This window comes from Acinetobacter sp. C32I (genome assembly GCF_023702715.1).
Classification (GTDB): Bacteria; Pseudomonadota; Gammaproteobacteria; order Pseudomonadales; family Moraxellaceae; genus Acinetobacter.
Window position 1 is genome coordinate 2,198,417 of record NZ_CP098480.1, and the last position, 14,103, is coordinate 2,212,519.

12 protein-coding genes are annotated in these 14,103 nt (G+C 40.7%); 5 read left to right on the forward strand and 7 right to left on the reverse strand.

Annotated features, from left to right (window positions below):
• The first annotated feature begins 65 nt into the window (after nucleotides 1-65).
• Entirely contained in the window at nucleotides 66-197 is a 132-nt protein-coding gene (locus NDN13_RS10555; RefSeq protein WP_004655460.1) for a hypothetical protein, read from the forward strand.
• A gap of 142 nt (nucleotides 198-339) precedes the next feature.
• A complete protein-coding gene (locus tag NDN13_RS10560; protein ID WP_251115432.1) occupies nucleotides 340-1,623 on the forward strand; it encodes a ribonucleotide-diphosphate reductase subunit beta in 1,284 nt (427 codons plus the stop codon).
• Nucleotides 1,624-2,110: 487 nt separating this feature from the next.
• Here NDN13_RS10560 and NDN13_RS10565 read toward each other — a convergent pair whose 3' ends face one another.
• From NDN13_RS10565 to NDN13_RS10590, 6 genes are all read right to left on the reverse strand, one after another.
• A complete protein-coding gene (locus NDN13_RS10565) occupies nucleotides 2,111-2,824 on the reverse strand; it encodes a hypothetical protein (RefSeq protein ID WP_251115433.1) in 714 nt (237 codons plus the stop codon).
• A gap of 227 nt (nucleotides 2,825-3,051) precedes the next feature.
• Nucleotides 3,052-3,759, reverse strand: a complete 708-nt coding sequence (locus NDN13_RS10570) for a hypothetical protein (protein ID WP_251115434.1) — start codon at nucleotides 3,757-3,759, stop codon at nucleotides 3,052-3,054.
• A 236-nt stretch (nucleotides 3,760-3,995) separates the two neighbouring features.
• Nucleotides 3,996-4,565 carry a TetR/AcrR family transcriptional regulator gene (locus tag NDN13_RS10575; protein ID WP_251115435.1) on the reverse strand — a complete coding sequence of 190 codons (570 nt, stop codon included), beginning with the start codon at nucleotides 4,563-4,565 and terminating at the stop codon, nucleotides 3,996-3,998.
• 609 nt (nucleotides 4,566-5,174) lie between these two features.
• The gene (locus tag NDN13_RS10580) at nucleotides 5,175-5,666 is read right to left on the reverse strand and encodes a flavin reductase (RefSeq protein WP_005205662.1); all 492 of its coding nucleotides are present in this window, start codon (nucleotides 5,664-5,666) and stop codon (nucleotides 5,175-5,177) included.
• 87 nt (nucleotides 5,667-5,753) lie between these two features.
• Nucleotides 5,754-6,782 carry a methionine synthase gene (locus tag NDN13_RS10585; protein ID WP_241304040.1) on the reverse strand — a complete coding sequence of 343 codons (1,029 nt, stop codon included), beginning with the start codon at nucleotides 6,780-6,782 and terminating at the stop codon, nucleotides 5,754-5,756.
• A gap of 27 nt (nucleotides 6,783-6,809) precedes the next feature.
• Nucleotides 6,810-7,823 (reverse strand): DUF1852 domain-containing protein, encoded by a 1,014-nt coding sequence (locus NDN13_RS10590; protein WP_251115436.1) that lies wholly within the window; start codon nucleotides 7,821-7,823, stop codon nucleotides 6,810-6,812.
• A gap of 619 nt (nucleotides 7,824-8,442) precedes the next feature.
• Here NDN13_RS10590 and mqo point away from each other — a divergent pair.
• From mqo to NDN13_RS10605, 3 genes are all read left to right on the forward strand, one after another.
• On the forward strand, nucleotides 8,443-10,083 hold the full coding sequence (mqo, locus tag NDN13_RS10595) for a malate dehydrogenase (quinone) (protein WP_251115437.1): 1,641 nt from the start codon (nucleotides 8,443-8,445) through the stop codon (nucleotides 10,081-10,083).
• A gap of 79 nt (nucleotides 10,084-10,162) precedes the next feature.
• The gene (locus NDN13_RS10600; protein ID WP_251115438.1) at nucleotides 10,163-11,404 is read left to right on the forward strand and encodes an MFS transporter; all 1,242 of its coding nucleotides are present in this window, start codon (nucleotides 10,163-10,165) and stop codon (nucleotides 11,402-11,404) included.
• A gap of 37 nt (nucleotides 11,405-11,441) precedes the next feature.
• Nucleotides 11,442-11,897 carry a hypothetical protein gene (locus tag NDN13_RS10605; protein WP_005205672.1) on the forward strand — a complete coding sequence of 152 codons (456 nt, stop codon included), beginning with the start codon at nucleotides 11,442-11,444 and terminating at the stop codon, nucleotides 11,895-11,897.
• Nucleotides 11,898-11,948: 51 nt separating this feature from the next.
• Here NDN13_RS10605 and NDN13_RS10610 read toward each other — a convergent pair whose 3' ends face one another.
• On the reverse strand, nucleotides 11,949-14,009 hold the full coding sequence (locus NDN13_RS10610) for a choline transporter (RefSeq protein WP_251115439.1): 2,061 nt from the start codon (nucleotides 14,007-14,009) through the stop codon (nucleotides 11,949-11,951).
• Between the last annotated feature and the right edge of the window lie 94 nt (nucleotides 14,010-14,103).

The following is a 14,103-nucleotide window of genomic DNA, read 5'->3' on the forward strand; positions in this document are numbered from 1 at the left end:
TCCTTTTAGGAGAGGTGATGAGCGACTAAAGCTCCGCAAGAGAGGTTTCTATAGAGGCATCGATCATGTTCCATCTCAGTCATAATTATCAATTTGGTGTGATTGTTCTGATTTGTGCCTTTCTAGTGTTTTATATCCCCCTCGTTTACGCGTTTTTTAAAATACGTAGACAACAGCGTAATCAAAATAAGTCTTAGGGATTGTCAGTGTCCATTGGTCACTTTTTAAAACTCAATCAATAAAACTTAATTTTGCTTACACAAATTGAGCGTATAGTAGGACATCTCCTTGCTTGAGATGTCTAAATAAAAGATATAAAGCAACGAAGAGAGAATTGATATGTCTATCCTTAGTTGGGACGATTTTGAAGATGATTCGCAAAAACCGACTACACCTGAACACAAGTCTGCGCCCATCGACACGCAAAAAACGGTTAATACGCAAGTGGTATCTGATTCAGAGCAATCATCGCCGCGCGTGGCTGCTGCACAACCCGCTGGAACCAGTACCGTGCGATCAACAAATCCAACCGATTCGTTGGCACGAGCATCTGCTGCCTTAGAACATTTAGATGCTGCACCTGGCTTGGAAGAGCTTGAGATGGGTGCACAACGTGTACAGGTTGATGATAAAGCGATGATCAACTGTCGCGCTGACTTAAACCAGCTTGTTCCGTTTAAATACGAGTGGGCTTGGCAGAAGTATCTTGACGGGTGTGCAAACCACTGGATGCCGCAAGAAGTCAACATGAACCATGATATCGCGCTTTGGAAGTCTGAAAATGGCTTAACTGAAGATGAGCGTACCATCATCATGCGTTCTTTGGGTTTCTTCTCGACTGCAGACTCATTGGTTGCAAACAACTTGGTCTTGGCGATCTACCGTCACATTACTAACCCTGAATGCCGTCAGTACATCTTGCGTCAAGCGTTTGAAGAAGCGATTCACACGCATGCTTATCAATACTGTATCGAATCTTTGGGTATGGACGAAGGCGAAGTCTTCAACATGTACCGCGAGATTCCAAGTGTTGCGCGTAAAGCATCGTGGGGCTTGAAGTACACTCAATCTTTAAGTGATCCAACGTTCAACACAGGTACGCCTGAAAACGACCAACGTTTACTGCGTAACTTGATCGCATTCTATTGCGTACTTGAAGGGATCTTCTTCTACTGTGGCTTTACTCAAATCTTGAGTATGGGTCGTCGTAACAAGATGAATGGTGTTGCTGAGCAGTTCCAGTACATCTTGCGTGATGAGTCTATGCACTTGAACTTCGGTATCGACATGATCAACCAGATCAAGATCGAGAACCCGCACTTGTGGACGGCTGAGTTCCAAGAAGAAGTGATTCAAATGATTCTTGAAGGCACCATGCTTGAGATCGAATATGCGCGTGACACGATGCCACGTGGTGTATTGGGTATGAATGCAAGCATGATGGAAGAATACTTGAAGTTCATCTGTAACCGTCGTTTAGCGCAGCTTGGTTTACCTGAGCAGTTTGCTGGTGTAACCAACCCATTTGGCTGGATGTCTGAGATGATGGACTTGCGTAAAGAGAAAAACTTCTTTGAAACGCGTGTAACAGACTACCAAACTGGTGGTGCGTTAAGCTGGTAAGTTGAATTAACAGCTATAAAAAACCGCCTAAATGGCGGTTTTTTTAAGAAAATCTGCATTTATAAATTTCTATTTTTGCAAATTCATCCAGTGTAATTTTATTTTAACCATGGACAGTCTTAGATCACAATTTGTTGATTATTGGTTAGATTAGCCAAACTTGTATTCGTATTATTTAAAAATCCTGAAGAAAAAACTATTAAAAGATTAATAGTGACTTGTCCATATCATTCAAAAATTTTATACCGAGTGATGATATATAAAATTCTCTATTCGATTTACGCTCCTTAGCTTTGGCAACAGGAAATTGAAAAAATGTAAATAATATCGCCTATGTGAGTATTACAAGTATCTCTATCGCTGGCCAGTGAAAGGAGTTTACAGGGTTATTTCACAACCATCAAAATAATAAGAACCCTCCAGGGTAAAATATGATGAGCTTTGAAAGAGGAAATAGCCATGTTGATTATTCCTAATTTTTTATTTTCTAGTTTTTTTTAATATCACATAAAAACAATTGCCATGCATCACTCAATTGAGCTTCATCTAAAGCTTTCTTTAATTCATCAGACATAAAAATTGAATTATCAAGCTCAGGATCTCTCCACAAATCAATATCACATTTAACAGCCTCCTTTTTTATGGCAATAGCATGATCTGCATAGTCCGCATGGTATAACTCAAAAAGTTGATAACCATTATGTCGAGTATTTCTATATTTTATTAATTCTTCTGTACTATATTCTGGATAGAAAAAGTTTCGCAATTCAGTAATATTCAGAAAATAATAGGTTTGATCATTTACCAATTCATTGAGCTGAATATCAAAAAAAGATAAGGGATAAAGTGTACTTTCGCCTAAACGAAACTTTTTCAGTACATTGGCGCACTCTTCAGTAAGGATAACAAAGCCATCTTGGGTACGAAAAAAACTAGGTAGTTTCACTGTTTTGCCAAAACCATGTGCATATAAAATAGTTGGAGCATTTTCTGGTAATATCTTTTCAGCTAGGTGATATCTTTTAATTATTTCTATGCTCTTTTGAGTCATTTCATTTTTTTGCTCTTTTTCCTCTGCCGTTGCTCCCACTTTATTTAGTTTATTAAACTCTGGATAGTCAAATAGTCCAGGAAAAGTTAACTCAAATACCCGATAATTTTCATCAAACATTATTGTTGTTGTCCATACATTATTAGACATAATTTTATCTCTTTAAGGTCAGGTATCTGCAATAATTACTTTTACCAAAAGTGTATAAATTTCAGCTGCTTCATATCTACAACTATTGTTATGCTAACTATTAATTAACATAATAATAGTTATATTATTACTAAAAGTCGAGCTGAAATTTCAACGGGTAATATATGATGAACTTGAAAAGAAGAAATAGCCATGTTGTTTTTTCCTAATTATTTATTTTCTATTTTTTATTTAATATCACATAAAAATAATTGCCATGCATCACTCAATTGCGCTTCATCTAAAGCTTTCTTAAGTTCATCAGACATAAAAATTGAGTCATCTAATTCTGGGTCTTGCCATAAATCGACATCACATGTTGTAGCTTCATTAGCTAAGGTTACCGCATAATCGGCATAATCAGCATGGTATAAACTGAAAAGTTGATAATTTTCATGTTTAGTGTATGAGCGTTTATCTAGTTCTTCTGTGCAATATTCAGGACGTAAATAACTTCTTAACTCAGTAATATTGAAAAAATAATAGGTTTGATCATTCACCAACTCATTGAGTTGAATATCAAAAAAAGATAAGGGATAAAGTGTGCTTTCGCCTAAGCGAAACTTTTTCAGTACATTGGCGCACTCTTCAGTAAGGATAACAAAGCCATCTTGGGTACGAAAAAAACTAGGTAGTTTCACTGTTTTGCCAAAACCATGTGCATATAAAATAGTTGGAGCATTTTCTGGTAATATCTTTTCAGCTAGGTGATATCTTTTAATTATTTCTATGCTCTTTTGAGTCATTTCATTTTTTTGCTCTTTTTCCTCTGCCGTTGCTCCCACTTTATTTAGTTTATTAAACTCTGGATAGTCAAATAGTCCAGGAAAAGTTAACTCAAATACCCGATAATTTTCATCAAACATTATTGTTGTTGTCCATACATTATTAGACATATTTTCCTCTTGTAAGTTTTAGTAAAGTTAGATCTGAGATATTAACATTAAGCATATTTTTTATAAGTGAAATTTCTAATCCTGCGACATAATTTTTCGCATAAAACAATCACAATACAAGCTCAATCATTCTCTTCACCGTTAAATTCAAATGCCTCCATTGCATCCATAATTTTTTTCAAATTTCTCTATTAATAATTATCAAATCTAAAAAATAATATAAGCTGTAGCATTTTCTAGCCTCTATTAGTACCAAACAGTACCCCCACCAACCATCCCTCCAACAACTTCCCTTTATCCACTTTATGACCACTCAACAACTGCACCATTACCCCATCCACCACAAACAAGAACATCTGTGCATCTGCTTTGGCAGCTTTGATATCCATCCTTACCAACAACATATAAATTTCACGAATCAGCCAGTTTCGGTACTCCACCACCATCTCATACGCCTTTGGATAACGGGTTTTAATTTCAAAAACTGCCCGAAACAATAAATGGTACATCCCTTCTACATCGGCATGCAGAAAGAAAATCCGTTTCAGCTTTTCACGCCCTGATAGATGTTTATTGGCATACAGAATCGAACGGACTTCTTTCTTCAGTGCCGTTCTCTGCAAGCTTAGCGTCATTTCAACCAAATGTTCTTTGGAGTGAAAGTATTTATAAAAGGTGCCTTTGGCAATTTGTGACGCATCAATAATCAGGTCGACCCCAACATGATGAAATCCATCTTGGTTAAACAGCGTTTGCGAGGTATCCAAGACTTTTTGAGCACGATAAGTCAAAGCAAAAGGTGGCATATCATTTCCATGATTGAATAATTTTTTGTTGTTGCTTAACCCGATCAAGCAGCCATTTATGCTGCAATGAGCAAAAAAAGGCATGCAAAGACCCGATAAGACGGCCTAAGCACATCTCAAGTTTTATTGTTGATATGATTTTTTAGTCGTGACAAAGCAGCGCTTGAAAAGCCTAAAGGCAATCAAACGGCGTCAAAGACTAATTGAGAAAAATAAAAATACAGTGCATGGCCAACTCCTACAAAATTCGGAACGCTGCCAAGACATAAAGATTATGGTGGCAGGGAGAAAGAGGGTTGACAGACTGAACCTAAGAATCAGCACGCCCAAAGGCGTCCCCCTTTCGCCCTACCGCTACAAAAGAGGGACGAACAAGTCTACATCAAAAAAACAAGGTTTTTCAATGCACTTAGGAAACGGTCTGTCAAAACCGGCTGGCGATGTAGGCCAGCGCTTAAAGAATAAGCGGTGGGTTTAAGGGTGTCAACGTTACACTTTGGGCCAAAGTAATTTTATTATTATATTTCAATTAATTAAATTATTTATTATTTTTAAATTATGATATAAATGTATTTTAATAATCAGCCAATTGGCTTAAAGCATCCTGCTTTAAGCGACTTCAGTTTGCCCCACTTGGTGATAAGCACGATTAAAATAAACCAAGCTTTGATCATGTCCACTTTGTTGAACCGCCACGATCCGACAAATAAAAATCGTATGCGTTCCCACTTCCTGAATTTGATCAATCTCGCAATCGAAATTCACCAAAGCATCATCCAAAACAGGCGCACCTGTTTCCAACTCTGACCAAGCACCGTGTTTAAAACGTTCTTCTGGACTCAATTTAGACGAAAAGGCTTTAGAAATATGTTGATGATCTGCGCTTAACACATTCACGCTTAAGATTTTATTGTCAACGAAATGCACATGCGAACTCGATGCCCGATTCATACACACCAATAAAGTCGGAGGCGTATCAGTGACGCTACATACAGCAGATGCAGTAAAGCCATAACGACCAGACATGCCTGTGGTGGTAATCACACTGACTGCACTGGTGAGTAAAGACATTGCATCTCTAAAATCTGTTGCTTCAACCATCACTTTATACCTCAATTAAACCCGAGCTTTGCATTGGTATCAAGGGCGCACATACTCGCCCTTTCAACCTCACAACATCAGTGCATTTTAGCCTTGCAGTTCTCGACGAACAATTTCCGCACCTGCACTTAATGCATTCAGCTTGCCACGCGCAACATCACGCGCCAAAGGTGCCATACCACAGTTGGTTGATGGATACAGCTTATCTGCATCGACAAACTGAAGTGCTTTACGTAAGGTATCGGCAACTTCTTCTGGCGTTTCCACCGTGTTGCTCGCCACGTCAATCGCACCGACCATCACCTTTTTACCGCGAATCAATTCAATTAGATCCATCGGCACACGCGAGTTGTGACATTCGAGCGAGATGATATCAAGTTTTGACTGCTGTAGCTTTGGAAAAGCCTCTTCATATTGACGCCATTCTGAACCAAGGGTCTTTTTCCAGTCGGTATTGGCTTTAATGCCATAACCATAGCAAATGTGCACCGCAGTTTCACACTTCAAACCTTCAAGCGCACGCTCTAAAGTCGCCACACCCCAGTCATTCACTTCATCAAAGAACACATTAAAAGCAGGTTCATCGAACTGGATAATATCCACGCCAGCTGCTTCTAACTCTTTCGCTTCTTCATTCAGGATTTTGGCAAATTCCCATGCCAATTTTTCACGACTTTTATAATGTGCATCGTACAACGTATCAATCATGGTCATTGGCCCTGGCAACGCCCATTTGATTGGTTGATTGGTTTGCTGACGTAAAAACTTGGCATCTTCAACAAAAACAGGCTTTTGACGCGATACCGCACCCACAACAGTCGGAACACTGGCATCATAACGATTACGGATGCGCACCGTCTCGCGTTTCTCAAAATCAACACCGGTAAGATGCTCAATAAATGTCGTCACAAAATGCTGACGGGTTTGCTCGCCATCACTGACAATATCAATGCCCGCCACTTGCTGTTCATGCAAAGACAAACGTAAAGCATCCTGTTTACCTTCTATCAGACCCTGCTCTTGCAGTTTCCACGGCGACCAAAGCTTTTCAGGCTCTGCCAACCAAGACGGTTTCGGTAAGCTACCCGCAGTCGACGTTGGTAATAATCTTTTCATCATCAATAACCTTATATTTTCAATAAATTAGTGCGCGTAACTTTTTTGCGAGTTGCTTTGTGCTGCATAATTGGCAGACCACTGTTCCAGAATGTTTTGATAAGGTTTGATAAATTGTTCTTCAACAAATTTGCCTTGTTCAATCGCCAAACGACTACGTTCTTCGCGGTCATATACAATGCGAGTCAGTGAATAATCTTGGTTGCTCAAACTTGGTTGATACGATTTGCCTGCCACTGAATTAGCATTGTAAATTTCAGGACGATAAATCTTCTGGAAGCTTTCCATGGTGCTGATGGTGCTGATCAATTCCAGATTGCTGTAATCCGCCAACAAATCACCAGAGAAATAGAAGGCCAACGGCGCAACACTATTTGGTGGCATGAAATAACGCACTTTTAAGCCCATTTTCTGGAAATACTCATCCGTTAATGAATATTCATCTTGCAGATATTCCGTACCCAATACTGGATGTTGATTTTCAGTACGTTGATAGACCTTGCTGCTAGAAACACTGAGGCAGATCACAGGCGGTTTTTTAAAGTTTGCCTTATAAGTCTCTGACTCAATAAAGCTCTTAAACAAGTTGCCATGTAAGTCGCCGAAGTTCTCTGGTGTGCTAAATCCAGACTGATTTTTATTATGCTCAAGCAATAGCACACTGAAATCATAATCACGCACATAAGAAGAGAAGTTGTTACCAACAATACCTTCAATACGCTCATTGGTTTTTTTATCAACAATATTGGTTTTTAAAATTTCAATCAAAGGCAATGCATTGCTATCAGTGCCCGCTTCAACCTTCATCTCAACAGAAATAATCTCAAGCTCGACCGCATAACGATCCCCTTCTGGATTATCCCAATGTGCCAAGGTATTGAAACGATTGTCGATCATTTTTAGGGTATTACGCAGATTTTCTTGGCGGCTTTGACCACGAGCCAAATTGGCAAAGTTGGTTGTAATACGGGTATTTTCTGATGGGTAATAGTTCTCATCAAAACGAATACTCTTGATCGTAAAATTAAATGCGCTACTCATTTTAATCCGCCACCCTAATTTCTAAGATAAATCTGAATTTCTGTATAGAGTGATTTATACCGTAATCAAGAGATGAATAAAAATGATTTAATCTAAGTCGAAAATGAATGAAATTCACTTTAATAAATTTACTGAGATGAAAATGGCTCAGCTTCCTCGGTTAATGACCCATAGAAAGATGAATATCGCTCAGGGGATTTTGGACTGATCTGGATAACGTATGGGGTGCATGCAAATCATACCAAGCGGCATTGCGCTCTCTTCGATTACATCACTCATTGATGCTTAACTGCGCATTTTGTTATTATCTAAATCATCCTATTTGGTCAAATAGTGACTGATCTCTCTAAACCATAAGTCTAAGATTTACTAGAACTTTCTACATTTTTCACACAATAAATCATCAAAGTCGGCTTGATTTGTACATTTTGAAACATTAGTTCAACCAAAATACCGTCTAAATTAAAGTAAAATTCATGAACTAACTTCTTCAACATCAGTGCGAAGGCGATCCCTTGCCATGCTGATGTGCCTTTATTGCGCCTGTAACATCATTTAAATTCTTTCTCTCTATGTCGCTTTTGATATGGAGCGTCATTTAATTTTTAAGGTAAATTGAATGAAAAAATTTTGGAAATATTTATTAGTACTGCTCGTGGTACTAATTATTATTGCAATTGCCTTTCTTTTTAGACCAGTTGCGTCTAAGGCAATTAAAACCACCAGTAACGAACCAACTGTCGATGTTGTACTCATCGGCGGCGGGATCATGAGTGCTACTTTAGGTACTTATCTCAACGAATTACAACCCGACTGGAACATCCGCATGTATGAACGTCTTGATGCTGTTGCACAAGAAAGTTCAAACGGTTTTAACAACGCGGGTACAGGCCACTCAGGCTTTATGGAAATGAACTATACCGAAGAAAAAGACGGTAAAATGGACATTTCTAAAGCTGTAAACGTGGCAGGTCAGTTTGAAATTGCCAAACAGTTCTGGGCATACCAAGTGAAGCAAGGTGTACTTGAAACACCAAATACCTTCATTAACCCAGTACCACACATTGCTTTCGTATGGGGCGATAACGTGAATTTCATGGAAAAGCGTTATGCTGCCATGGTTCAAAACCCGTTATTCGCTGGTATGAAAATGAGTGAGGACAAAGCTGAAATTCAACAATGGGCACCATTGGTGATGGACGGTCGTGATCCTCAACAAAAAGTGGCTGCAACTCGTATGGATGTTGGTTCTGACGTGAACTACGGTGCAATCACCAAGCAGTTGATTGGCAACCTTGAAAAGAGTCCAAACTTCAAACTCAGCACTTCAACTGAAGTGACGGGTATCAGCAAAAACGACGACAACACGTGGTCTGTGGCTTTCAAAGATTTGAAATCTGGCAAAGTTGATCATGTGAAAACACGTTTTGTGTTTATTGGTGCGGGCGGTGCTGCAATTAAATTATTGCAAATGACTGGCTTACCAGAAGCACAACAATATGCTGGCTTCCCTGTGGGTGGTGAGTTCCTTGTAACTGACAATCCTGCGGTAACAGCAAAACACACTGCTAAAGTGTATGGTCGTGCTGATCTTGGCGCGCCTCCGATGTCTGTGCCACATATCGATACTCGTTATATCGACGGTAAAAAATATGTGTTGTTTGGCCCATTCGCAACTTATTCAAACAAGTTCCTGAAAAATGGTTCACAGCTTGATTTGCTTGCATCGACCAACAAAAACAACGTGTTGCCTATGGCTGCAATTGGTCTACAAAATGCTGATCTTGTTCAGTATCTGGTAAGCCAAGTATTGATGTCTGATGCAGATCGTTTCAATGAGTTGAAAAAATACTACCCTGAAGCTGATCCAAAAGACTGGCATTTACAGCAAGGTGGTCAACGCGTTCAGATCATCAAGAAAGAGCCAGGCAAACCTGCTAAATTGCAATTCGGTACAGAAATCTTTGCATCTAAAGATAAGTCTGTAACGGCATTGTTAGGTGCTTCTCCGGGTGCATCTACATCACCTTACATCATGCTTAACTTGCTTGAAAAAGCTTTCCCTGAGCAAACCAAAGGTGTATGGAATGCTAAGTTACATGAAATCGTACGTTCTTATGGTAAAGACCTTTCAACCGATCCAGCGTTGTTAGATCAAATCCGTCAGTACTCAAGTTCAACTTTGGGCTTGAACTATACGACTCCTGCTAACTTGGTTCCTGCCAAGAAAGTCGAAAAAGCGGAAGCTGTTGCTCAATAAGTAACGCTAAGCACATCAAAAAGGGAGGAGTTTCAGCTCTTCCCTTTTTCTTTATTTGTATGTTTCAAATCTACGCCTTATGTCTTCTGCTGTACCTCATTCTGCTTTTGCTGCATTTGCCAGTCGTGACTTTAAGTTATTGACCGTCAATCAATGCTGCCTAACGTTTGCGGTGCTGATTCAAGAAGTGCTGGTGGCCTTTCATCTCTATCAAATCACCAAGAATCCGCTCATTCTCGGCTTGGTCGGAATCATGGATTTCTTGCCTTTCCTCGCCCTGTCTTTATGGGGAGGTTATATTGCTGACCGCTTTAATCGGCAGCGTATTTTGCAAATCAGTTTTAGCTTTGCCATTCCCCTGTCGATTGGCTTATGGATCTGCTTTGACCTGTATAATACCCAGACGCTCAGTGCCAATGTCTTGCTGATTGCAACTTTCAGTATTCTGTTTTTATTTGGCTGTATTCGCGGTATTTATAGCCCCTGCTTTAATTCTTTACGTCCTTTTGTCGTCCCTGAACATCATTATACCAATGCAGCGACATGGACCAGCATGTGCTGGCAAGCTTGCGGCATACTAGCACCCATGATGGGCGGTTTCCTGTTGGCTCATCTCGATTTGGATATTACTTTTGCTGTGATTGTGGCACTTTTTCTGATCGGTAGTATGGCACTGTGGTGCTTGCAGAAACGCGATTTCCCGCAGCTGCAAACCGAATCGATAACTCAAAGTCTAAAAGACGCACTACAATTTATTTTTAAAACCAAAATTATTTTTTGGGCGATGTTTCTCGATCTCGGCTCTGTTTTCTTTGGCGGCATCATCGCACTGCTGCCCATTTTTGCCCAAGATATTTTGCATGTCGGTGCCGATGGTTTTGGTCTATTACGCGCTGCGCCTGCATTTGGTGGCTTGATCATGATGCTGATCTTGGTGCGTTACCCGCCCAAATCCAGACCATGGCAGATCATGCTGATTGCCGTCACAGGCTTTGCACTATGTACCTTGTTATTTGCTGTTACCAGACACCTCTATTTTTCCATCGCAGTTCTCATTATTATGGGGGCATGTGACAGCATCAACATAATTATTCGTCAAACTATACTGCAATTGATTCCACCCAAAGACATGCTTGGACGTGTCGCTGCCATTAATGGCATCTTTGTCACGTCCAGTAATGAGCTGGGCGCATTGCAGTCCAGTGTGATGACACGCTTTTTCAGCGTGGTTCCAGCAATGTTGATTGGTGGTTCACTGTCTTTGTTCTGTGTACTACTGACCAAGATCAAAACCAAAGATTTATTGAAGTTTCGTTTTTAATCCCCCAACAAACAGCTATTTAAAAAACCAATATCATATGAAACACACTTTGCCCGCGTCTTCAGGCCTCTCTAAATTTATTATTTTTTCCGTCTTTGTATGGCTGGTCCTGCTGTGGCTACAATCGACCTATATTGTGGTGATTGGCGGTCATGCCTATCTGTTTTGGACCTCATTCGGTCTTTTAATTTTAAATATTCTGAGCTTGCGTCCAAACATCTTAAAGAATCGAATTGCCTTGGCCATCACTGCCGTATTGCTGGTCTATCTAGTGTTTAACTCGCTGTTTTGTACCTATCTGATGATTGCCTTCTATTGTATTTTCTACCTCTATTCAGGCGAATATAAAAATAAACGCGCCATTAAGTTGATCAGCCTGTTTTTGATTATGATCATCTTTGCAATTTATCAAAGCCAGTCTCTGCACGAGCTGAAAAGCCACTATGCCCCTTATGAAACAGGGGAGACTTGGCAAAAATACGGCGCCCTATAATTCAGCACATAAAAAAACCTCACATGACGTGAGGTTTTTTTATTGCCACAATTAATCTTGTGAATCGGGATACAAAGGACGGTTACCGGGACTAATGCGATTGATATGCAAGAAGGTCATATGCCGTTCATACTTATCCAAGATGTCATTAATCACCTGTTCTTTGGTATATCCAACCAAGTCATTGTCCTGAGAGCCTTCATATAAGAAAGTTTCCAGACGGTAATAGAACTGCTTGCCGCGTTTACCACGCTCACTAAAGGTCGGTGCGATATAACGTACCGGCCAGATCTGATACACGAAGTTATGTTCTTCTTCGATATAAATAGTGAGATCAAGATGATACAGGCTCTCGCTTTCTTCAACTTCCCCCTGCGTCACTTCGACATTCATGCCACGCTTGACCAACTCATCTGCCACAGTCTGTACCGCTGGCTTACATACGCTATCGAGCATGCGTTGAGTCTCACTACTGCCCGGATGATGCATGACACGGGACAAACGCTGTTTCCAGTTCAAGATGTCCACGTTTCCGACCACAGGTGCAGCATTCAGGCTACGGCTGGCTTTACGATAATCCTCTAAGCGTAAAGATTTATATAAGCCCGCCATCACCAACAGCATCACAAAGCTAAACGGTAAGCCCATGATCACCGTGGCACTTTGCAGTGCGGTAATCCCGTTGGCCATCAGCATCGCCACGGTGAGCAAGCCAATCGCAGTTGCCCAGAAGATACGAAGCCAACGTGGTGCATCATTATCAACATTGGAAAACTTGGTGGTAAAGTTGCCTAGCACCAGTGCGCCTGAATCGGCTGAAGTCACGTAAAACAGTAAGCCGGTAATGGTCGCGATCCCCGCAATAAAGGTAAAGCCCGGATATTGCGCCAACAGGTCATAAAAACCATGTGCAGGATCGGTCAATACGGTTTGTGCCAGTGCAGTATTGCCTTCAAAAATCACGTTATATAAGGCGCTATTCCCGAAAATAGACAGCCAAGTAATCGTGAATAATAAAGGAATGATCAAGGTACCACAGACGAATTCACGAATGGTACGACCACGTGAAATCCGCGCCAAGAACAGTCCCACAAATGGCGACCATGCTACCCACCATGCCCAGAAGAACAAGGTCCAACTGTTCATCCAGTCTTTTGGTCGGTCAAAGGCAAAACTTTCCAAGGCCAAGCTTGGGAAACGGCTGATATAGTCACCAAAGTTTTGTACCAAGGCATTGAGCAGGAATTCGGTATTGCCGAGGAACAGAACGAATAACATCAAGCCAATCGCGGCATAAATATTGATTTCGGATAAAACCTTAATGCCTTTATTGACCCCTGCCGTCACCGAAATAATCGTGACAATCACAGCAAGGCCAATCAGGGCGATCTGAATCCATAGATTTTCAGGTACGTCAAACAGTACATGCAGGCCATAATTGATCTGCACCACCGCAATACCACAGGTGGTGGCAATACCAAAGATGGTCCCAATAACGGCGGCTGTATCGACGGTATGCCCGATGGGCCCATCAATTTTATTACCAAAGATCGGGTATAAAGCAGAACGAATGGTCAGAGGTAGGTTATAGCGATAACTAAAATAACCCAATGCCATCCCGACCAGCGCATACATGCCCCAACCCGTTAAGCCATAGTGGAACAGCGTCCAGACCATGCCTTGACGGGCCGCTTCATAGGTTTGACCTTCGCCCACGGGAGGATTCATATAGTGAGACAGCGGCTCAGCCACCGAGAAGAACATTAAGTCGGTACCGATCCCTGCTGCGAACAGCATGGCCGACCAACTCAGTAGGCTAAATTCAGGTTTGGAGTGCTTCGGACCCAGCTTGATATCACCATAACGCGAGCAGGCAATAAAGATCACAAAGATCAGATACAGCGTTGCTGCTAAGAGGTAATACCAGCTAAATTTATCACTGACCCAAGCCAGCACCACATTAAGTAAGTGGTTGGCAAAGTCATTAAAAAAAATCGTAACCAGTGCAAATGTTAAAATAAGTAGAGCTGAAACATAAAAGACCACACGATTTAAATGGTCTTTATTCGCTAATGTAGCATCATCAACCGCTCTTGGATTATCTGTTGCCATACAATCCTCAAGGAATTAGAGAAGAAAAAGAAAATATTCATTCAAGTCTTTTCATCGTTCAATCAATGAAAAGACTTACCCGAATAAAAAATGA

Bases quoted from the DNA above. Each gene is read 5' to 3' on its own strand.
- NDN13_RS10555 (WP_004655460.1), top strand. From the start codon at position 66: ATGTTCCATCTCAGTCATAATTATCAATTTGGTGTGATTGTTCTGATT.
- NDN13_RS10560 (WP_251115432.1), top strand. From the start codon at position 340: ATGTCTATCCTTAGTTGGGACGATTTTGAAGATGATTCGCAAAAACCG.
- NDN13_RS10565 (WP_251115433.1), bottom strand. From the start codon at position 2,824: ATGTCTAATAATGTATGGACAACAACAATAATGTTTGATGAAAATTAT.
- NDN13_RS10570 (WP_251115434.1), bottom strand. From the start codon at position 3,759: ATGTCTAATAATGTATGGACAACAACAATAATGTTTGATGAAAATTAT.
- NDN13_RS10575 (WP_251115435.1), bottom strand. From the start codon at position 4,565: ATGCCACCTTTTGCTTTGACTTATCGTGCTCAAAAAGTCTTGGATACC.
- NDN13_RS10580 (WP_005205662.1), bottom strand. From the start codon at position 5,666: ATGGTTGAAGCAACAGATTTTAGAGATGCAATGTCTTTACTCACCAGT.
- NDN13_RS10585 (WP_241304040.1), bottom strand. From the start codon at position 6,782: ATGAAAAGATTATTACCAACGTCGACTGCGGGTAGCTTACCGAAACCG.
- NDN13_RS10590 (WP_251115436.1), bottom strand. From the start codon at position 7,823: ATGAGTAGCGCATTTAATTTTACGATCAAGAGTATTCGTTTTGATGAG.
- mqo (WP_251115437.1), top strand. From the start codon at position 8,443: ATGAAAAAATTTTGGAAATATTTATTAGTACTGCTCGTGGTACTAATT.
- NDN13_RS10600 (WP_251115438.1), top strand. From the start codon at position 10,163: ATGTCTTCTGCTGTACCTCATTCTGCTTTTGCTGCATTTGCCAGTCGT.
- NDN13_RS10605 (WP_005205672.1), top strand. From the start codon at position 11,442: ATGAAACACACTTTGCCCGCGTCTTCAGGCCTCTCTAAATTTATTATT.
- NDN13_RS10610 (WP_251115439.1), bottom strand. From the start codon at position 14,009: ATGGCAACAGATAATCCAAGAGCGGTTGATGATGCTACATTAGCGAAT.